Origin of the sequence: Arthrobacter phoenicis (assembly GCF_047238215.1) — a bacterium.
GTDB lineage: Bacteria > Actinomycetota > Actinomycetes > Actinomycetales > Micrococcaceae > Arthrobacter.
The window spans coordinates 390181-409063 of record NZ_JBDFMK010000001.1 but is presented as its reverse complement, the minus strand read 5'-3'; the positions used below and the strand labels follow the sequence as shown (position 1 = coordinate 409063).

Genomic DNA, 18883 nt, shown 5'->3' with positions numbered 1-18883 from the left:
GGCGGCCGGGCCGGGCGCGGAGAATTCCGCCCCGGCCCGGCCGCACCGGCCTTCGAGCCAGAACAAAGGACCCGTATGACTACCCCAGCCACGCCCGCCCTTGAGGCGGACGGCCTCGGCCTGCAGATCGGCGGCGCCCGCATCCTCCAGGACGTCGGCTTCACCGTCAACGCCGGCGAGATGATCGGCGTGATCGGCCCAAACGGCGCCGGCAAGACCACCCTCTTCAACCTGATCTCCGGCGTGCTGCGCCCCACCGCGGGCAGCATTGCCCTGAACGGACGGCCGATCACCAACGAGCCGATCCACCGCCGCGCGAGGGCGGGGCTGGGCCGGACCTTCCAGACCTCCAACCTCTTCCCCCGGCTCTCCGTCCTGGAGAATGTCCGGCTCGCCGCGCAGGCCAAGCTCGGCGGAAGCCTGAACATCCTGCGCTTCCCCGGCTCCTCGGACGAGGCCACCCGGATCGCCCTGGGCACCATCGCCGAGGTGGGACTCAGCGGCCAGCTCACGACGGCGGCCGGGGACCTCTCGCACGGCGAGAAGCGCAAGGTGGAGATCGCCGTGCTGCTGGCAACGGATCCCGCCGTCGTCCTCCTCGATGAGCCGATGGCCGGGGTGGCGTCGGGGGACGTCCCGTCCCTCACCGCCATCATCCGGGGGATGCACCGGGACCGCGGCTGCACGGTCATGATGGTCGAGCACCACATGGACGTGGTGCTGGGCCTGGTGGACCGGGTGGCCGTGATGCACCACGGCAGCCTGCTGGCCCTGGACAGCCCCGACGCCGTCATGGCCAACCCCACCGTGCAAAGCGCCTACCTCGGAGAACCAGTATGAGCCCCGCCGCGGACCCCCGCCCCGAAACCCCGGGCGCCGCCCCAGGCCCCGCCACGCCGATCCTCACCGTTGACCGCCTCAGCGCCAAAATCGCCGGCCAGCAGGTGGTGGAGGACGTCTCGTTCTCCGTCCCCGCCGCCGGGATCACTGCGCTGCTGGGCCGCAACGGCGTCGGCAAGACCAGCACCATCAAGGCCATCATCGGCCTGATCGATCGCTCCGGGGCAGTCACGCTCGACGGCGAACGGATCGACAAGGACCCCACCTACCGGATCATCCAGCGCGGCGTCGGCTACGTCCCCGAGGACCGCGAGGTGTTCTCCAAGCTCACGGTCGCCGAGAACCTGCGCCTGGCCGAACGCGACGCCGCGCCGCGCCGCCAGCTGGTCGAGGAGCTCTTCCCGGACCTGCTGGCCCGCGCCGGCCAGATGGCCGGGACGCTCTCCGGCGGCCAGCAGCAGATGGTCTCGCTGGCCCGCGCCCTGCTGAACACGAACAAGGTCCTGCTGGTCGACGAACCCACCAAGGGCCTGGCCCCCAAGATCGTCGGCGAGGTCGCCGAGACCCTGGCCGAGGCCGCCCGGACCGTGCCGATCCTGTTGGTGGAACAGAACCTCCAGGTGGTCCGCCAGCTCGCCGGCGACGCCGTCGTCCTCTCCGGCGGCCGCGTGGTCCACACCGGCCCGGCACAGGAATTCCTCGACGACGCCGCCCTGATCCAGCGCCACCTCGGCGTCTCCAACGACCCGCACCCGGGTGCGGACCAGGCCTCCCACGCTGCCGTGAAAGGCGCCGCCCAGTGAGTACCGTCATCCTCCTGCTCTTCACCGGCCTCGGCCTCGGGGCGCTGTACTTCCTCGTCGCCGCCGGCCTGTCCCTGATCTACGGCCTGATGGGCGTGCTCAACTTCGCCCACGGGGCTTTCCTGACCCTCGGCGCCTTCACCGGCTGGGAGATCGCCCGCCGCGCCGGGTCGGACAACTGGGGGATCTTCCTGGTCTCCCTGCTGATCGGTGCCGCCGCCGGCGCCGCGTTCGCGGCCTTCACCGAGTTCGTCCTGATCCGGCGCCTCTACCAGCGCCACATCGAACAGGTCCTGGTCACCCTTGGCCTCTCGCTGGCCACCGTCGCCCTGTTCGACGGCATCTGGGGGACCGACCCTGTCTTCATCCAGGGACCGGCCTGGTTCAAGGACACCACCGACATCCTGGGCGCCCGCGTCCCCAACGACCGGTTCGTCTGCATCCTCGCGGCGGTCCTGGTGCTGCTGGCCCTGGTCTTCTTCCTGAAGAAGACCCGCTACGGCATGATCATCCGCGCCGGCGTCGAGAACCGCTCCATGGTCACCGCCCTGGGCATCGACGTCCGCAAGGCCTTCACCCTGGTCTTCACCATCGGCGGCGCCGCCGCCGGACTGGGCGGTGTCCTCGCCTCGCACTACTTCGGCTACGTCTCACCGATGCTCGGCGGCTCGCTGCTGATCTTCGCCTTCATCGTCACGGTGATCGGCGGGCTCGGCTCGCTGACCGGCGCGGCCATCGCCGCCGTCGCCGTCGCCGTCCTCCAGCAGTTCGCCAACTTCTACCTCGGCGGCACCGGCGACTTCGTCGTAGTGCTGGCCCTCGGCGTCGTACTGCTCGTCCGCCCCACCGGCCTGCTTGGGAGAACCGCATGACCACCACCGGCAGCAACACCGAGACCACCACCGGCGGCGACGCCGGGACCACCGCCGGGACCGGCGCAGTCCGCCGGGCCCGCCGCCAGGGCGCCACCCACGACGACGGCGCACGCACCGCGGGCACGCCCGGCGCCGGCCGCGGCAGGGGAGGCCGCCCCGTCACCGGCCGCCGGATTGCCGGCTGGGCCGCGGGCCTGGCCGGGGTACTGCTCCTGGTCCTCCTGCCGCTGCTCAACCTGTCCCTGCCCGGGATCCTGCCCGGTCCCAGCTACACCCCGGGATCGCTGCAGCTGCTGGCCATGAGCATGCTGATGGCCGCGGCCGCGCTGACCTACCACCTGCTCCTCGGCGTCGCGGGGCTGCTCTCCTTCGGCCATGCCCTCTATTTCGGCGCCGGCGTCTACGGGCTCGCGATCATCCTGAAGAACCTGGAGATTCCGCTGCTGCCGGCCATGGGGCTGACCCTGCTGATCGTGATCGTGCTGGCGCATGTGGTGGGCAGCATCAGCCTCCGCGTCGGCGGCATCCCGTTCGCCATGGTCACCCTCGCCTTCGCCCAGGCCGGCTCGGTGATCGTCGGCCGCAACCCGGACGGCCGGACCGGCGGCGACGAGGGCCTGACCCTGCGCACGGACAACCTGCCCGAGGCCCTGGTGGGCGTGGTGAACACCCGGAACCTCTACTGGCTGGCGCTGGCCGTGCTGGTGGTTGTCTTCATCATCGTCACCTGGGTGCAGTCCTCCCGGGCCGGCCACACCGCCGCCGCGGTCCGCGAGAACGAACTCCGTGTCCGCGTCCTGGGCCTGCAGCCGTACCTGGTGAAGCTGCTGATCTTCGTGGTCTCCGCGATCCTCGTGGGTGTGATTGGCATGGTGTTCCTGCTGCTGCAAAGCGGCGCGGTGCCCCGGGCCATCTCCTCGGACCTGACCATCACCCTGCTGGTCATGGTGGTACTCGGCGGCGTGGGCTCACGCTGGGGCGCCGTGATCGGCGGCGTCTTCTACACCATCCTGGACCAGCGGCTCACCGCGCTGGCCAACTCCGAGGCCGTCAAGGGCCTTCCGGACATCCTGCGGGTACCGTTGTCTGAACCGCTGTTCATCCTCGGCACGCTGTTCATCCTGGTGGTGCTCTTCCTCCCGGGCGGCATCGCCGGGACCGCGGAGCGGCTGGCGCAACGGCGCCGCGGCCGGGCCGGCAACGGCACCACCGAGACGCCGCGGGAAATTCTGGAGGACGCAGCATGACCACCGACACGGCTTCCGCCGCGGTCCACATCGCAGGCTCTGTTCGCGGGGACGGGCTCCACACCCTGGGCCGCTGGACCACCGACCGCAGCCACGCCACCCCGCACCGGGTCGCGATCGATGACCGGGGCTGCGCCCTGACCTACCTCGAACTGGAGCGCCGCGCCGCGGCCCTGGCCGAGGGGTTCCGCGAAGCCGGGTACCGGGTGGGGGACCGGGTGGCGAGCCTCACCGGCAACAGCACCGACCACGTGGTGGCGTTCTTCGCCTGCGCCAAGGCCGGCCTGGTGCTGGTGCCCCTGTCCTGGCGGCTCTCGCCCCGGGAACTGGCCGTGCAGCTGGAACTCGCCGAACCGCACCTGCTGCTCGTCGAGGCGGACCTGGACTCCCTGGGCGCCGCCGCCTGCGCCCTGCTGGCGCACCGGCCACGGACCGCGGCGCTGGGTCCGGGCGGGGTGGAGAAGTCCGTCCCGCCGCCTACCCGGGTCACCCCGGCGCCGGCCGAGCTGCCGCGGCAGTCCGTGCAGGACGACGACGCCCTGCTGATGATCTTCACCTCCGGCACCGAGGGGCCCAGCAAGGCCGCCGTGCTGACCCACGCCAACTGCTTCTGGAACAACCTCTCGCTCTCCCGCACCCTGGACATGGGCAGCAGTGACGTGGTCCTGGCCGTCCTCCCTCAGTTCCACGTGGGCGGCTGGAACATCCAGCCGCTGCTGGCCTGGTGGGTGGGGGCCACGGTGGTGCTGGAGCGCGGCTTCGATCCCGGCCGGGTGCTGCAGCTGATCGACGAACGCGGCGTCACCATGCTGATGGGCGTGCCCACCCAGTACCTGATGCTGGCCGAGCACCCCGACTTCGCCGCCGCGGAACTCGGCGGCCTCCGGCACGCCGTCGTCGGCGGGGCGCCCATGCCCGCGCCACTGCTGCGGATCTGGCACCGCAAGGGGGTGGCGCTGAGCCAGGGCTACGGCCTTACCGAGGCGTCCCCAAACGTGCTCTGCCTGCCCAACCAGGACGCCGAGCGGATGGTCGGCTACTCCGGCAAGCCCTACCCGCACGTCGAGGTGGCGGTCGCCGATCCCACCACCGGGGAGATCCTCGACGGCGCGGCCGCCGGCGAGCTCCTGGTGGGTGGCCCCGGCGTCTTCGCCGGCTACTTCCGCGACCCGGCCGCCACGGCGGCGGTCCTCGCCGGCGGCTGGCTGCACACCGGTGACCTGGTCGAGCGCGACGCCGACGGGTACATCAAGGTGGTGGACCGGCTCAAGGACATCTACATCTCCGGCGGCGAGAACGTCTCGCCCTCCGAGGTGGAGGCCGTCCTCCTGGCCCACCCGGCGGTGGCGCAGGCCGCCGTCGTCGGCGTCGAAGATCCCCGCTGGGGCGAGACCGGGCAGGCGTTCGTGGTGGTCCGGCCCGGGATGGCCACCGACGAGCAGGACCTGCTGGACCACTGCGCCGGCCAGCTGGCCCGCTTTAAGGTCCCGTCGCGGGTGGAACTGGTCGCCGGGCTGCCGCGCACGGCGCTGAACAAGGTGCTGCGCGCCCGGCTCCGGCAGGATCTCGCCGCCCGTCACTCGGACGGCGCCACCCCGACCACCGCATCAACCACCACTGCATCGACCCCCGGAGGCCGGCGATGAGCACCGCACCCCGCACCGCCCGCGGCACCCGCACTCGCGCCAAGCTGCTCGAGGCCGCCGAGGCCGTGTTCGCCTCGGTGGGCTATCACGACGCCTCGATCGTCAAGATCACCGAGGCCGCCGGCGTCGGACTCGGCACCTTCTACCTTTACTTCGACGGGAAGCAGACGATTTTCGACGAGGTGGTGGAGGACCTCAACCGCCGGGTCCGGCACGCCATGACCGACGCCGCCCGCAGCGCCGGCAACCGGATCGACGCCGAACGGGCCGGCTTCCGGGCGTTCTTCCGCTTCACCGCCGAGCACCCCGCGCTGTACCGGATCGTCCGCCAGGCCGAGTTCGTCTCGCCCGGCGCCCTCCGCCTGCACTACACCCGGATCGTCAATGGCTACATCGAGGGCCTGAAGTCAGCCCAGCTCGCGGGGGAGGTCCGGGACATGGACCCCACCGTCGCGGCCTGGGCGTTGATGGGCATCGGCGAGCTGATCGGCATGCGCTGGGTGCTCTGGGACGAGGAAGGCGCCGAACCGGCCGCCGGCGCCAGGCCCGAGATTCCCGAGCACGTCTTCGAGGAAATGATGCAGTTCATCGAACGCGGGCTGGCCCCGAACCCCGGCCTTCCCGCCCCCACTACCGCCGCGAACCCCACCCCGCCCCAGGAAGGGACGAACCCATGACCCAGACCACCAGCCAGCAGACCTACCGGACCGTCGAGGTCCCCGTGCGCGGCGGCACCATGCACACCGCCATCTGGGGCCCGGAGGACAGCTCCGACGCCCCGACCATCCTGGCCGTCCACGGCGTCACCGCCTCGCACAAGTGCTGGGCGTACCTGGCCGAGGCGCTGCCCGACGTGCGGATCATCGCCCCGGACCTGCGCGGCCGCGGCCGCAGCAACGCCCTGCCCGCCCCGTACGGCATGACCTCGCACGCGGAGGACCTCACCGCTGTGCTGGCCGAACTCGCCCCCGGCCCCGTCGTCGTGGTGGGCCACTCCATGGGCGGCTTCGCCTCCGTGGTCCTCTCGGACCTGTCCCCGGAGCGGGTCCGGTCCCTGGTGCTGGTGGACGGCGGCCTGCCGCTGCAGGTCCCTGAGGGGCTCTCCGACGCCGAGATCGTCTCCTCCATCCTGGGCCCGGCGGCGGAGCGGCTCAACGCCACCTTCACCAGCCGCGAGGTCTACCGCTCCTTCTGGCGCAAGCACCCGGCCTTCGCCTCCGACTGGGGCCCGTTCGTGGACGACTACGTGGACTACGACCTCACCGGCGAGGCCCCGGAACTGAAGCCGGCCACACGGTACGAGGCGATGGCGGAGGACACCGCGGACCTGCACCGGGGCTCCTCGCTGCTGAAGGCGCTGGCGGACCTCACGGTGTCGACCCAGGTGCTGCGGGCGCCGCGCGGGCTGCTCAACGAACCCGCCGGCTTGTACGCGCCGGGCTACCTCGAGACCTGGGCGGAGAAGCTGCCGTCCCTGCAGGTCCGGGATGTCCCGGACGTGAACCACTACACAATCATCATGGGCGAGCGCGGCGCGGCCGCCGTGGCGGACACCGTCCGGGCCGCCCTCGCGGGGGAGTAGTTTCCCGGCGGGTTCCTAGCCGCCGGCGAACGGCGGCAGGACGTCGACGACGTCGTCCGAGGCCAGCGCCGTGGCGCGGTCCCGGACGGCCACCTCGTTGAGCAGGAAGCTTGAACGGGACAGCAGCCGGGCCAGCGGGGGAGTGCCGGCGGGCGGGACCGGACGGTCGACGGCGAGCACGGCTTCGAGCAGGCCGGCGACGTCGGCGCCCTCGGGCAGCTGGAAAGTTTCCTCGTCGACGCCGGCGGCGGCGCGCGCGGCAGCGAAGTAACGGACGATCACGGGTTGGTCAGCCTCCGATGGCGCTCATGCTGCGGTCCGGCTGGACGAAGTCGGGGGCGTCGAGGCCCACGTGGTTCATGCCGTGGGCCTTGGGCTTGGCCCACATGGCGTCCTGCCAGCGTTCGGCGAGCTGTTCGTCGGTGGCGCCGCTGCGCAGCAGCCCCAAGAGGTCCGTCTCCTCGTGCGAGAAGAGGCAGCTCATGATCTTGCCCTCGGCGGTGATCCGGGTGCGCCGGCAGTCGGCGCAGAACGGCTCGGTGACCGAGGCGATGATGCCCACGGTGCCCAGGACGGGTCCCTCCGCGGTGTCCGTGCCGGGGACCCGGGCGCGGACCTCGAAGCGTTCGGCCGGGGCGCCGTCGCGTTCCCGCGGGTCGGCGGACAGGACATAGTCCACGGACAGCAGGTCCCGGATCTCGGCGGCGGTGATCATGTTCCGTCGGGTCCAGCCATGGTCGGCGTCCAGGGGCATCTGCTCGATGAAGCGGAGCTCGTAACCGCGGCCCAGTGCCCAGGCCAGCAGGGAGGGAGCCTCGGCGTCGTTGATGCCGCGCATCAGGACAGCGTTCAGCTTCACCGGTCCCAGGCCCGCGGCCCAGGCGGCGTCGACGCCGGCGAGCACCTTGTTCAGGAACGGGCGCCGGGTCAGCTGGGTAAAGGTCTCCTCGTGCAGCGAGTCCAGCGAGACGTTGATCCGGGTCAGGCCGGCGTCCTTCAACGCCTGGGCCTTTTTGTCCAGGCCGACGGCGTTGGTGGTCATGGAGATCGGCAGGTCCGGGTGCGCGTGGCGGAGGGCGGCGATGATCTCCAGCAGGTCCGCGCGGACCAGGGGTTCGCCCCCGGTGAGCCGGAGTTCGCGGACGCCCAGGCTGTCCACACCGATCCGGACGATCCGGACGATCTCCTCTGCGCTCATCACGGCCGCCTTGGACAGCCATTCGAGGCCCTCGGCGGGCATGCAGTAGGTGCAGCGGAGGTTGCACTTGTCCGTCAGCGACAGGCGCATATCGGTGGCGACGCGGCCGTAGCGGTCCACCAGGCCCGCGGGCAGCCCGGCCGGGCGTCCGGCAGGCTGCGGCGCCTGCGGACCGGTGCCGCCCTCCGGGCGGGGCTGGGGCATGCCAAGCTGAACAGTCATAGTGTCAGGCTACGCCACCTGCGCCGGGGCATCACCGCCCGGCCGCCGCGACCTGCCGGGAACCCACGCTGTGAATCCTGCAGGGAACCCACACCGTGAATCCGGACAGCGAATCTATGCTGGGAGGATGAAGACCCCGCAGCAGCCGTTGGCACAGCGACCGGGCATGTCCGGGCCGGATTTCGTGGGCCCGCGCGTGTCCCGCTGGGCGGCGGCCTCCGGGCTGGCGGCGGTAGGAGCCGGCGTGGCCGCCGGGGAGCTCGCGGCCGGGTTGCTGAGTCCCTCGGTCTCTCCCGTGACGGCCGTGGGCGGCGCCGTGATCGACGCCGTCCCGCCCGGCGTCAAGGAATGGGCCATCTCCCTGTTCGGCACCGCCGACAAGCTCGCCCTGCTCACCGGCATGGGTCTGGCGATCGCCATGCTGGCCGCCGTCGCCGGGGTCCTGGAACTGCGCCGACGCTTCGCCGGGGCCGCCGTCGTCGCGGTGTTCGGCCTCGCCGGACTCGCCGCGGTGCTGGGCCGGCCGGAGGCGGACGGGGCTGCCGTGCCCGCCCCGCTGCTGGCCGCCGCCGTCGCCGTTGTGCTGCTGCGCTGGCTGATCGGTGCGCTCCGTGACTGGCGGACGACGGCGGGGGAGACGCGCGGTACGACGGCGTCGGAGAGATTGTCGGCGTCGGAGACATCAGTGGCCGAGACATCGCCGGCACCGGACACGCGGTCTGCGGCCACCCGACGACGGTTCCTCCGCAGCTTCTCCATCACGGCGGGAGGCGCGGCCGTCGGCGGCGTCCTCGCCGGCACGCTCCGCGGCGCCACCGCCGCTGTCACGGGCTACCGCAGCACCCTGGCGCTTCCCGCCCCCGCCTCGGCCGCCCCGCCCGTTCCCGCCGGCGCGGACCAGCAGCTGCTTGGCCAGGGCCCTCTGGTGACCCCGGCGGACGACTTCTACCGGATCGACACCGCCCTGCGCGTCCCCGTGGTGGACCCCCGGACCTGGAAACTCACGGTCACCGGGATGGTGGATCGGCCGGTGGAGCTCGACTTCCAGGCGTTGCTCGCCAAACCCCTGATCGAACGGCACATGACCATCGCGTGCGTGTCCAACGAGGTGGGCGGGGACTTGATCGGCAACGCCCGGTGGCTGGGCTGGCCGGTCCGCGAGCTGCTGGCACAGGCCGGCCCGCAACAGGGCGCGGATATGGTGCTCTCCCGCAGCGTGGACGGCTGGACCGCCGGGTCGCCACTGGAGGCCCTCACGGACAACCGGGACGCGATCCTGGCTATCGGCATGAACGGCGCCCCGCTGCCGCTGGAACACGGCTTCCCGGTGCGGCTGGTGGTCCCCGGACTCTACGGCTACGTCTCGGCCACCAAGTGGCTCACCGAGCTGAAGGTCACCCGCTTCGCCGCCGACGAGGGCTACTGGACCCCGCGCGGCTGGAGCGAGCGAGGTCCGATCAAGACCTCGTCCCGGATCGACGTGCCCCGCGCGGGCCGGAAGGTCCCGGCCGGGACGGTGACCTTCGGCGGGGTGGCCTGGGCCCAGCACCGGGGGATCCGCGGCGTGGAGGTGCGGGTGAACCGCGGCGACTGGAAGGCCGCCGAGCTGGCCCCCGGCATCTCCGCTGACACCTGGCGGCAATGGAAACTGGCCCTGCCGCTGGGGCCGGGCAGCTACGAGGTGCAGGTCCGCGCCACGGACGCCACCGGAGCCGTTCAGGTGGAGGCGCAGGCCCCCGTCGCGCCGGACGGAGCCACCGGATACCACACGGTTACAGTTGACGTGACCTCCTAGCCGGAGCGCCGCCAGACCCCTGCCACACCAGAACCCCAGTCCGCCGAACCGAAGGACACGCACCCATGCACTCCCGACCCCAGCCCGCCGCGGCGGGACCGGCCAGCGTCGAGGCGCACCGGGACAAGGTCCGCGCACTGCTGGCAGGCCTCGCCGTCCGCACCGACCTCGTGCCGCTGGCCGAAGCGCTGGGCCGCGGACTGGCCCGCGACATCACCGCGCCGCTGGACCTCCCGCCGTTCGCCAACTCGCAAATGGACGGATACGCAGTGCGCAGCGCGGACGTCGCCGAGGGCGGAGCTGAGCTGCGCGTCACCGACCCGGTGCCCGCGGGCGCCCAACCCGCCGCCCTGGCCGCCGGGACCGCGGCTCCGATCATGACCGGGGCGATGATCCCGCCGGGCGCGGACGCCGTCGTACCGATCGAAGCGGCCGAGCCGGACGTCTTCCCCGAACCGGGCAGCCCTGCCACCGTCCGGCTGCCCGGCACGGCCGCGGGAAGCTACGTCCGCGCCGCCGGCAGCGACATCGCCACCGGCACCCGGGCACTGGCCGCCGGCACCTACCTGGGACCCGGGCAGCTGGGACTGCTCGCCGCCCTGGGCCTCGCCGAGGCGCCGGTGCACCCCGCCCCGACCGTGCTGCTGGTCACCACCGGCGACGAGGTGGTGGCACCGGGCGACCCGCTGGAGGCCGGCAAGATCTACGACGCCAACTCCACCCTGCTCGACTCCGGGCTGCGGCAGGCTGGCCTGGCCGTCACCCGCGCCGGCATCACCGCCGACGACCCGGACACCCTCGAGCGGCTGCTCCGCGCCCACGCGCCCGCGGTGGACCTCATCATCACCACCGGCGGCGTCAGCAAGGGCGCCTACGAGGTGGTCCGGCAGGCCCTGGAGGGCCACGGCGTCGAATTTGGTTCCGTCGCCATGCAGCCGGGCGGGCCCCAGGGGCTGGGCACCTTCGACGGCGTCCCGGTGCTGTGCTTCCCCGGCAACCCGGTCAGTTGCCTGGTCTCCTTCGAGATGTTCCTCCGTCCCGTCCTCACCGGACTGCTCGGCAGCCCCGCACCCCGGACCGCCGTCCGCGCCCGGCTGGCCGCACCGCTGACCTCGCCCGCTGCCAAACACCAGGTCCGGCGCGGCACCCTCAACCCGGACGGCACCGTGCACCTGGAGGGCGGCGCAGGCTCACACCTGGTGCATGCCCTGGCCCTGTCCAACGCCCTGGTGCACGTCCCGGCCGGTACCGCGGACCTCGCCGCCGGCGATGAGGTGGAAGTATGGGTGCTGTGAACGACGCAGAACTCTCCCCGCCCGCGCTGACCCATCTCCGCCGGGACGGCACCGCCCAGATGGTCGATGTCTCCACCAAGGCCGAGACCACCCGCGAGGCCACCGCCACCGCCACCGTGCACAGCACCGCGGAGGTCCTCTCGCTCCTTGGGTCGGGGGACCTGCCCAAGGGCGACGCGCTCGCCGTCGCCCGGGTCGCCGGCATCATGGCCGCCAAGAAGACGCCGGAGCTGATCCCGCTGTGCCACCCGCTGCCCATCAGCAAGGTCACGGTGGACTTCGAGCTCGGCACGGACACCGTCACCGTCTTCGCCACCGTGAAGACCCGCGGCGTGACCGGGGTGGAGATGGAGGCCCTCACCGCGGTCTCGGTCGCCGCCCTGAGCGTCTACGACATGATCAAGGCAGTCGACAAGCACGCCGTGCTGACCGACATCAAGGTGCTGGCCAAGAGCGGCGGCAAGAGCGGGGACTGGACCCTGTGAGCAGCCACGAATCCCACCAGCACCCCGAACCTCACACCCACGGGGAACCCCACACGCACGGGGAGCCCCACACCCACGGCGAAGTGACCGGCCGGAAGGCCGGCATCGTGATCGCCTCCACCCGCGCCGCGGCCGGAGTCTACGAGGACCTCACCGGCCCCGTCATCGCGGACTGGCTCACCGAGCACGGCTTCGAGACCTACCCGGCAATGGTGGTCCCCGACGGCGAACCGGTTGGCGCAGCCCTGCGCGCCCTGCTCAGCCAGCGCCCCTCGGTGATCATCACCAGCGGCGGCACCGGCCTCAGCCCCACCGACGCCACCCCGGAACAGACCCTGCCGCTGCTGGACCGCGAGATCCCCGGCATCATGGAGGGGCTGCGGGCCGTCGGCGCCGCCAAGACACCCACCGCGCTGCTCAGCCGCGGCCACGCCGGCGCCGCGGGCACCACCTTCATCGTCAATTTGCCCGGATCGCCCAAGGGCGTGATGGACGGCCTGGGCGTCCTCGACCCGATCCTCGGCCACCTCTGCGACCAGCTGGAAGGCACCCATGGGCACTGACGCCACCAACCCCAACGCCACCGCAGCCGACAGCACCACTTCTGGCAGCACCACCTCCAACGGCACCGTCGGCGGCGCCAGCTTCGACATCGTCCACGCCGTCCTCAGCGCCGAGCCCATCTCCGTCGACCAGGCCATCGCCGCCGTGGAGTCGGACACGGCCGGCGCGGTGGTCAGCTTCAGCGGCGTCGTGCGCAACCACGACGGCGGCAAGCCGGTGGACCGGCTGAGCTACAGCGCGCACCCCACCGCCCACCAGGTGATGGCCGACGTCGTCGCCGGGCTCGTCGCCGAGCACGCGGCCGCCGGCACGGACTCCAAGCCGGTCCGGATCTGGGCCGCGCACCGCACCGGCATGTTGGAAATCGGCGACCCGGCCCTCGTCTGCGCCGTCTCCGCCGCGCACCGCGGACGGGCCTTCGACGTCTGCGCCGAACTGGTGGACCGGATCAAGGAACGGGTTCCGATCTGGAAGGAACAGTTCTTCAGCGACGGCACCGTCGAATGGGTGGGGGCGGGGGAGTAGCGCCACCCGCGGCTTGTGCCCCCGTTACGCGGGGCCGCCGGTCCGGGGGTAACGGTTCCGGCCGGTCATCGCCCCGGCGGTAGGGTTGATGGCATGACCGAACAACTCGCCGTCGCCGTCCTGGGCGCCAACGGACGCATGGGCGCGGAGGCCGTCAAGGCCATCGACGCCGCCGAAGACCTCACCCTCGTCGCGGCCCTGGGCCGGGGCGACTCCCTCGAGACCCTCACGGAGGCCGGCGCGCAGGTCGTCGTCGACCTGACCGTTCCCGAGAGCACCGAGGCCAACGTCCGCTTCGCCGTCGAGAACGGGATGCACGCCGTCGTCGGCACCACCGGCTGGGACGCCGGGCGCCTGGAGCGGCTCACCTCCCTCCTCGCCGGCCGGCCGGAGACCGGGGTGCTGATCGCCCCCAACTTCGCGCTGGGCTCGGTCCTGGCCTCCGCCTTCGCCGCCAAGGCCTCCCGCTACTTTGAATCGGTCGAGATCATCGAACTGCACCACCCGGACAAGGTGGACGCCCCCTCCGGCACCGCCGTGCGCACGGCCCAGCTCATCGCCGCCGAGCGCGACGCCGCCGGTGTCGCCCCCAGCCCCGACGCCACCACCAGCGAGCGCCCCGGCGCCCGCGGCTGCGACGTCGACGGCGTCCGGGTTCACAGCGTACGGCTCCGCGGCCTGGTGGCCCACCAGGAGGTCCTGCTCGGCGGCCCCGGCGAGCAGCTGACCTTCCGCCACGACTCGTTCGACCGCGCCTCCTTCATGCCCGGCGTGCTGCTGGGTGTCCGCAATGTCGCGGCGCACCCGGGCCTCACCGTGGGCCTGGACGGCTACCTGGACCTGGGCCTCTGATGGCGAACGTCCTGGCCGCCTTCAAGGCAAACCGCACCAAGATCTGGGTGGGCGCGGTGACGCTCCTGCTCGTCTTCTATTTGGTGGTCTCGCTGCAGCGCTCGGTGCTGCTGCTCGGCGACCCCAACGTGGTGGCCAAGGCCCTGGGCCTGGCCTACCTGCTGCTGCCCGTCGTCGGGGCCTGGGCGCTGGTGCGGGAACTGCTCTTCGGCGCCCGGACCGAACGCCTGGCCAAGATCCTCGAGGCCGAGGGCGGCCTGCCGGAGGACACCCTGCCGCGCACCCCCGCCGGGCGGATCATCCGCGAGGCCGCGGACGCCGAATTCGAGAAGTACCGCATTGAGGCGGAAGCCGCGCCGGAGGACTGGCGGTCCTGGTTCCGGCTCAGCTGCGCCTACGACGCCGCCGGCGACCGGAAGCGCGCCCGCGCGGCCATGCGCGACGCCGTCCGCCTGTACCGCGACGGCGGGAACACCGGGGAACGCCCGGCCTAGCGGCCGGCGAGTGTCCGGCCCCGGCCCAGCAGGTTCGCGCCGTGGCCGGCCCACTCCAGCGGTCCGCGCCAGGACAGCGTCGCGAAGACCCAACCCAGCGCCAGGACGGCCAGCGCCTGCGCCCAGAAGACGCAGTCGGGGCTCCATCCGGACGGCAGCGGGTGACCGTGCAGGGACGCCATGACGCACACGTGCGCCGTGTACAAGCTGAGCGTCATCGCGCCGGCGCCGCGCAGCGGGCGGAGCAGGTCCAGCTCCACCCAGTCCGCCAGGCGGGCCAGCAGCAGGCACGCGCCCAGCACGGCGGCTGCGACCCCGGAGGTGTGCAGCAGGTCCAGGCTTGTGCCCGAGTGCGGGGCGGCGGTGGCCAGCCACCAGGCCGAGCCCGACTGGTCCACGCCCGCCAGATTGACCTGCAGCAGGGACGCCAGCGGATAGTCGGGGTCACCGATGGCCGCCTGCAGCGCCGCCCGGCCGCCCCGGTCCTCCATCAGCACCCCTGCGAACCACTTCGCGAACACGGCGGCGGCCGTGCCGGCGGCCACCAGACTGACCTGCAGGCCGGCCCGGCCCAAAGACAGGCGGCCGAGCGCGAGCCCGATCAACAGGTACGTCAGCCACTGCACCACCGGGTAGTAGCCGGTGAGTAACAGGTCGCCGGCCACCCGGGCGGGCTCCGCGAGATCGGCCCAGCCGGAGTTGTGCCCCAGTTGAAGCGGCGGCTCCGGTGCCAGCAGCCACGGGCGCAGCAGGTAGGCGAGCACCGGGCTGGCCAGCAGCCACCCGGCGGCGAACGCCAACAGGCGCCCGGGCCGCATCCCGAGGAAGGGCAGGATGCAGAGGAACAGGACGGCGTAATGCACCAGGATGACGGCGATGTTCACCTCCAAGGCCCCGAGGCTGAGCCCGACGGCGGCCACCACCAGCGCCCGCAGGGCCACCCCGCGCCGTGCCGCCCACAGCTCTCGCCCGGCGTACGGCTGCTCCTTGCCGGTCGACAGCGCCAGTCCCACCCCGGCCAGGACCGCGAACAACGCCGCCGCCCGGCCCGAGAACGCCAGGCCCACCCAAGTGGGAGTGAGCGCCGCGTCGGCCTCGAAGGTTGGCAGGATGTGGGTGGCCATCATCCCCAGCAACGCCAGGCCCCGGGCGGCGTCGACGCCGGTCAGGCGGGGCGTCCGGGGCGTTCCGCCGGCGGTCCTGGAACGGGCAGCGGTACCGCGGGAGGTCATGCCTCGATGGTCTCACGAGGGGCGGTCGCGACTCTTGTATTAGAATATATGTTCGAATAGGATGGGCGGCATGAACCATCCACCCGAACCGCAGCCGTCCGGGTTCGGGCCGTCCTCCGGGGTCCTCAAGGCCATGAGCCCCGGCGTCGTCGATTTCCTGTTCCGCCGCCTGGTGGCCGGGGAGGCCGCGGAGGACCTCACCTGGCACAACGAGGGAACCGCCCTGTCCGCCCAGCAGCCCGGCGCCGAACTGGCACGCCGGCTCGCCGAAACCGATGTCGAGGCGCTCACGCCGATCGAGCTCTTCCACTACGTCCGCGCGGCGCAGCGGCTGGCCGCCTGGGCGGAGTCGCTGCGGGAGCAGGCGGTGGGCCGCTACTGCGCCGCACCCGGCGCCGCGGCGGGCGCCGCGCCCGAACGAGGATGATGCGCGTCACGTTGCCGTTATTGTCCTAACACTGCGGGGACAAGGTAACGTTTTTGCCATGGCTGACTCTGACATTCGCTCGTACACGTTTGGAACCCTCGTGACCGCCATGGTCACGCCGTTCACGAACGATGGTGACGTCGATTATCAGAAGTCCGCCGAACTGGCCTCCAAGCTCGTCGACGACGGCAACGACGCCCTCGTCATCTCCGGCACCACCGGCGAGACGTCCACCCTGGAGGATGACGAGAAGGAAAAGCTGTTCCGCGTCATCGTCGAGGCGGTGGGGGACCGGGCCAAGGTCATTGCCGGCACCGGCACCAACCACACCTCGCACTCGATCGAGATGGCCAAGCGGGCCGCCAAGGCCGGCGCCCACGGCCAGCTGATCGTCACCCCGTACTACAACAAACCCAGCCAGGCCGGCATCCAGGCTCACATCGAGGCGGTCGCCGACGCGGCGGACCTGCCCGTCATGGTCTACGACATCCCCGGCCGCGCCGGCGTCCCGATCCTTCCTGAGACCATGATCCGGCTGGCGGACCACCCCCGGATCGTCGCCCTCAAGGACGCCAAGGCCGACTTCGCCGCCGTCACCAAGGTGCTGGCCAACACGGACCTTGACGTCTACTCCGGCGATGACGGCCTCACCCTGCCCTGGATGGCCGCCGGCGCCGTCGGGCTCGTCAGTGTTTCCGCGCACGTCGCGACCCGGCAGTTCCGGGCCATGATCGACGCCGCGCTTGCGGGCGACTTCGCCACCGCCCGCACCCTACATTTCGAACTGGACCCCGTGGTCCGTGCAGTGATGACCCACATTCAGGGCGCTGTAGCTGCGAAGCAAGTTCTCAAGTGGCAGGGAGTCCTGCCCAACTCGGTTGTCCGTTTGCCCCTCGTGGAGCCGGGCGAAGCCGAGATCGAAACAATCCGCGAGGACTTGGCGGAGGCCGGGCTCGTCTACGCCTGATCCGGCCCCGCGCCGCATCACGCCCCGACCTGCCATGCCCCGCCTGGAAAGTAGTGCACTATGACCCAAACCGCCCTCCCCGGCCTCGTCACGCCGCCGAAACTGGCCGCCAATACCCTGCGGATCGTCCCGCTGGGCGGCCTCGGCGAGATCGGCCGCAACATGACGGTCTTCGAAATCGGCGGCAAGCTGCTGATCGTTGACTGCGGCGTCCTCTTCCCCGAGGAGACCCAGCCCGGCGTCGACCTGATCCTCCCGGACTTCTCCTACATCGAGAAGCGCCTGGACGACGTCGTCGCCGTCATCCTCACCCACGGCCACGAGGACCACATCGGCGCCGTCCCGTACCTGCTGCGCCTGCGCAACGACATCCCCCTCGTCGGCTCGCAGCTGACGCTGGCGCTGATCGAAGCCAAGCTGCAGGAACACCGGATCAAGCCGACCACCATGATCGTCAACGAAGGCCAGGTCGAGAAGTTCGGCCCCTTCGAGTGCGAGTTCGTGGCCGTCAACCACTCCATCCCGGACGCCCTCGCGGTCTTCCTGCGCACCGCCGGCGGCACCGTGCTGCACACCGGTGACTTCAAGATGGACCAGCTGCCCCTCGACGGCCGCATCACCGACCTGCGCCACTTCGCCAAGCTCGGCGAGGAAGGTGTTGACCTGTTCCTCTCGGACTCCACCAACGCCGACGTTCCCGGCTTCACCACCGCGGAAAAGGAGATCGGCCCCACCCTGGACCGCCTCTTCGGCCAGGCGTCCAAGCGCATCATCGTCGCCTCCTTCTCCTCGCACGTGCACCGCGTCCAGCAGGTGCTCGACGCCGCGGCCAACCACAACCGCAAGGTCGCCTTCGTGGGCCGGTCCATGGTCCGCAACATGGCCATCGCCGCCAAGCTCGGCTACCTCGAGGTGCCCGCCGGCATCCTGGTGGACATCAAGAACATCGACAACCTGCCGGACAACCGCGTGGTGCTGATGTCCACCGGTTCCCAGGGCGAGCCGATGGCCGCGCTGTCCCGCATGGCCAACGGCGACCACCGCGTCGTCGTCGGCCAGGGCGACACCGTCATCCTGGCCTCCAGCCTGATCCCGGGCAACGAGAACGCCGTCTTCCGCATCATCAACGGCCTGCTCAAGCTCGGCGCGGACGTGATCCACAAGGGCAACGCCAAGGTGCACGTCTCCGGCCACGCCGCCGCCGGCGAGCTGCTCTACTGCTACAACATCCTCGAGCCGCTGAACGCCATGCCGGTGCACGGCGAGACCCGGCACCTGATCGCCAACGGCAAGATCGCCCTGGACTCCGGCGTGCCGGAGGAAAGCATCCTGCTGGCCGACAACGGCACCGTGATCGACCTGCGCGACCACGAGGCGGACATCGTCGGCCAGGTCGAGGTCGGCTTCGTCTACGTCGACGGCTCCAGCGTCGGCGAGGTCACCGAGGCGGACCTCAAGGACCGCCAGACGCTCGGCGACGAGGGCTTCATCTCGATCGTTACCGTCATCCACCGCGCCACCGGCAAGGTCGTCTCCGGCCCGGAGATCCACGCCCGCGGCGTTGCCGAGGACGACTCGGTATTCGACGAGATCATCCCGAAGATCAACGCCGCGCTCGAGGACGCCGTCAAGAACCGCGACCACACCACGCAGCAGCTGCAGCAGGTCGTCCGCCGGGTCATCGGCACATGGGTCAACCGCAAGCTGCGCCGCAAGCCGATGATCATCCCGGTGGTCCTCGAGGCGTAGGCCCCGGCAGCACCAGAAGCACCAGAACGGCTCCTCCCGCCGGTTCCGCCCCCGCGCGGCCCGGCCGGGGGAGCCGTCCGGCGTT

The 18883-nt window shown here is 71.6% G+C and carries 20 protein-coding genes; 17 read left to right on the top strand and 3 right to left on the bottom strand.

What is annotated here, in order from left to right; genetic code table 11:
• The first annotated feature begins 75 nt into the window (after positions 1 to 75).
• From ABC337_RS01880 to ABC337_RS01850, 7 genes are read left to right on the top strand one after another with little or no spacing between them, the layout of a single operon-like run.
• Positions 76 to 840, top strand: coding sequence for an ABC transporter ATP-binding protein (locus ABC337_RS01880; protein ID WP_290258336.1), 765 nt, complete (start codon positions 76 to 78; stop codon positions 838 to 840).
• Positions 837 to 1643: an ABC transporter ATP-binding protein gene (locus ABC337_RS01875; protein ID WP_412882595.1), complete on the top strand. Its 807-nt coding sequence runs from the start codon at positions 837 to 839 to the stop codon at positions 1641 to 1643. The genes ABC337_RS01880 and ABC337_RS01875 overlap by 4 nt, the downstream gene beginning before the upstream one ends.
• The gene (locus ABC337_RS01870; RefSeq protein WP_290258334.1) at positions 1640 to 2515 is read left to right on the top strand and encodes a branched-chain amino acid ABC transporter permease; all 876 of its coding nucleotides are present in this window, start codon (positions 1640 to 1642) and stop codon (positions 2513 to 2515) included. Before ABC337_RS01875 ends, ABC337_RS01870 begins: the two co-directional genes overlap by 4 nt.
• Complete coding sequence (locus ABC337_RS01865) at positions 2512 to 3765, top strand: branched-chain amino acid ABC transporter permease (RefSeq protein ID WP_412882596.1); 1254 nt, start codon at positions 2512 to 2514, stop codon at positions 3763 to 3765. The genes ABC337_RS01870 and ABC337_RS01865 overlap by 4 nt, the downstream gene beginning before the upstream one ends.
• On the top strand, positions 3762 to 5411 hold the full coding sequence (locus ABC337_RS01860; protein WP_364137186.1) for a class I adenylate-forming enzyme family protein: 1650 nt from the start codon (positions 3762 to 3764) through the stop codon (positions 5409 to 5411). The genes ABC337_RS01865 and ABC337_RS01860 overlap by 4 nt, the downstream gene beginning before the upstream one ends.
• The gene (locus ABC337_RS01855; RefSeq protein WP_412882597.1) at positions 5408 to 6088 is read left to right on the top strand and encodes a TetR/AcrR family transcriptional regulator; all 681 of its coding nucleotides are present in this window, start codon (positions 5408 to 5410) and stop codon (positions 6086 to 6088) included. The genes ABC337_RS01860 and ABC337_RS01855 overlap by 4 nt, the downstream gene beginning before the upstream one ends.
• Positions 6085 to 6993, top strand: coding sequence for an alpha/beta hydrolase (locus ABC337_RS01850; RefSeq protein ID WP_290258330.1), 909 nt, complete (start codon positions 6085 to 6087; stop codon positions 6991 to 6993). Before ABC337_RS01855 ends, ABC337_RS01850 begins: the two co-directional genes overlap by 4 nt.
• A gap of 15 nt (positions 6994 to 7008) precedes the next feature.
• On the opposite strand, the gene ABC337_RS01845 is transcribed toward ABC337_RS01850, so the two are convergent.
• Entirely contained in the window at positions 7009 to 7275 is a 267-nt protein-coding gene (locus tag ABC337_RS01845; RefSeq protein ID WP_412882598.1) for a MoaD/ThiS family protein, read from the bottom strand.
• Between the two features lie 7 nt (positions 7276 to 7282).
• Positions 7283 to 8413, bottom strand: coding sequence for a GTP 3',8-cyclase MoaA (moaA, locus tag ABC337_RS01840; protein WP_412882599.1), 1131 nt, complete (start codon positions 8411 to 8413; stop codon positions 7283 to 7285).
• A 166-nt stretch (positions 8414 to 8579) separates the two neighbouring features.
• Between moaA and ABC337_RS01835 the strand changes: the two genes are divergently transcribed.
• The 7 genes from ABC337_RS01835 to ABC337_RS01805 all read left to right on the top strand — a co-directional run bounded on the left by ABC337_RS01835 (position 8580) and on the right by ABC337_RS01805 (position 14423).
• Positions 8580 to 10208 carry a molybdopterin-dependent oxidoreductase gene (locus ABC337_RS01835; RefSeq protein ID WP_412883246.1) on the top strand — a complete coding sequence of 543 codons (1629 nt, stop codon included), beginning with the start codon at positions 8580 to 8582 and terminating at the stop codon, positions 10206 to 10208.
• Between the two features lie 65 nt (positions 10209 to 10273).
• Positions 10274 to 11503, top strand: a complete 1230-nt coding sequence (locus tag ABC337_RS01830; protein WP_412882600.1) for a molybdopterin molybdotransferase MoeA — start codon at positions 10274 to 10276, stop codon at positions 11501 to 11503.
• Positions 11491 to 11988 (top strand): cyclic pyranopterin monophosphate synthase MoaC, encoded by a 498-nt coding sequence (moaC, locus tag ABC337_RS01825; protein WP_412882601.1) that lies wholly within the window; start codon positions 11491 to 11493, stop codon positions 11986 to 11988. The genes ABC337_RS01830 and moaC overlap by 13 nt, the downstream gene beginning before the upstream one ends.
• An 83-nt stretch (positions 11989 to 12071) precedes the next feature.
• Positions 12072 to 12551 carry a MogA/MoaB family molybdenum cofactor biosynthesis protein gene (locus tag ABC337_RS01820; RefSeq protein WP_412883247.1) on the top strand — a complete coding sequence of 160 codons (480 nt, stop codon included), beginning with the start codon at positions 12072 to 12074 and terminating at the stop codon, positions 12549 to 12551.
• Positions 12541 to 13077: a molybdenum cofactor biosynthesis protein MoaE gene (locus tag ABC337_RS01815; RefSeq protein ID WP_412882602.1), complete on the top strand. Its 537-nt coding sequence runs from the start codon at positions 12541 to 12543 to the stop codon at positions 13075 to 13077. The genes ABC337_RS01820 and ABC337_RS01815 overlap by 11 nt, the downstream gene beginning before the upstream one ends.
• A 93-nt stretch (positions 13078 to 13170) precedes the next feature.
• Positions 13171 to 13929, top strand: a complete 759-nt coding sequence (gene dapB / locus ABC337_RS01810; protein ID WP_412882603.1) for a 4-hydroxy-tetrahydrodipicolinate reductase — start codon at positions 13171 to 13173, stop codon at positions 13927 to 13929.
• A complete protein-coding gene (locus ABC337_RS01805; protein ID WP_412882604.1) occupies positions 13929 to 14423 on the top strand; it encodes a hypothetical protein in 495 nt (164 codons plus the stop codon). Before dapB ends, ABC337_RS01805 begins: the two co-directional genes overlap by 1 nt.
• Here the strand turns inward: ABC337_RS01805 and ABC337_RS01800 are convergent.
• On the bottom strand, positions 14420 to 15655 hold the full coding sequence (locus tag ABC337_RS01800) for a heparan-alpha-glucosaminide N-acetyltransferase domain-containing protein (protein WP_412882605.1): 1236 nt from the start codon (positions 15653 to 15655) through the stop codon (positions 14420 to 14422). The two genes, ABC337_RS01805 and ABC337_RS01800, sit on opposite strands and share 4 nt — an antisense overlap.
• Positions 15656 to 15725: 70 nt before the next feature.
• On the opposite strand from ABC337_RS01800, the gene ABC337_RS01795 reads away from it, so the two are divergent.
• The 3 genes from ABC337_RS01795 to ABC337_RS01785 are packed head-to-tail and all read left to right on the top strand — an operon-like array spanning position 15726 to position 18798.
• Positions 15726 to 16082 (top strand): hypothetical protein, encoded by a 357-nt coding sequence (locus tag ABC337_RS01795; protein ID WP_412882606.1) that lies wholly within the window; start codon positions 15726 to 15728, stop codon positions 16080 to 16082.
• Between the two features lie 58 nt (positions 16083 to 16140).
• Complete coding sequence (dapA, locus tag ABC337_RS01790) at positions 16141 to 17049, top strand: 4-hydroxy-tetrahydrodipicolinate synthase (RefSeq protein WP_290258317.1); 909 nt, start codon at positions 16141 to 16143, stop codon at positions 17047 to 17049.
• Between the two features lie 60 nt (positions 17050 to 17109).
• Positions 17110 to 18798 (top strand): ribonuclease J, encoded by a 1689-nt coding sequence (locus ABC337_RS01785; RefSeq protein ID WP_290258316.1) that lies wholly within the window; start codon positions 17110 to 17112, stop codon positions 18796 to 18798.
• The last annotated feature ends 85 nt before the right edge of the window (positions 18799 to 18883 follow it).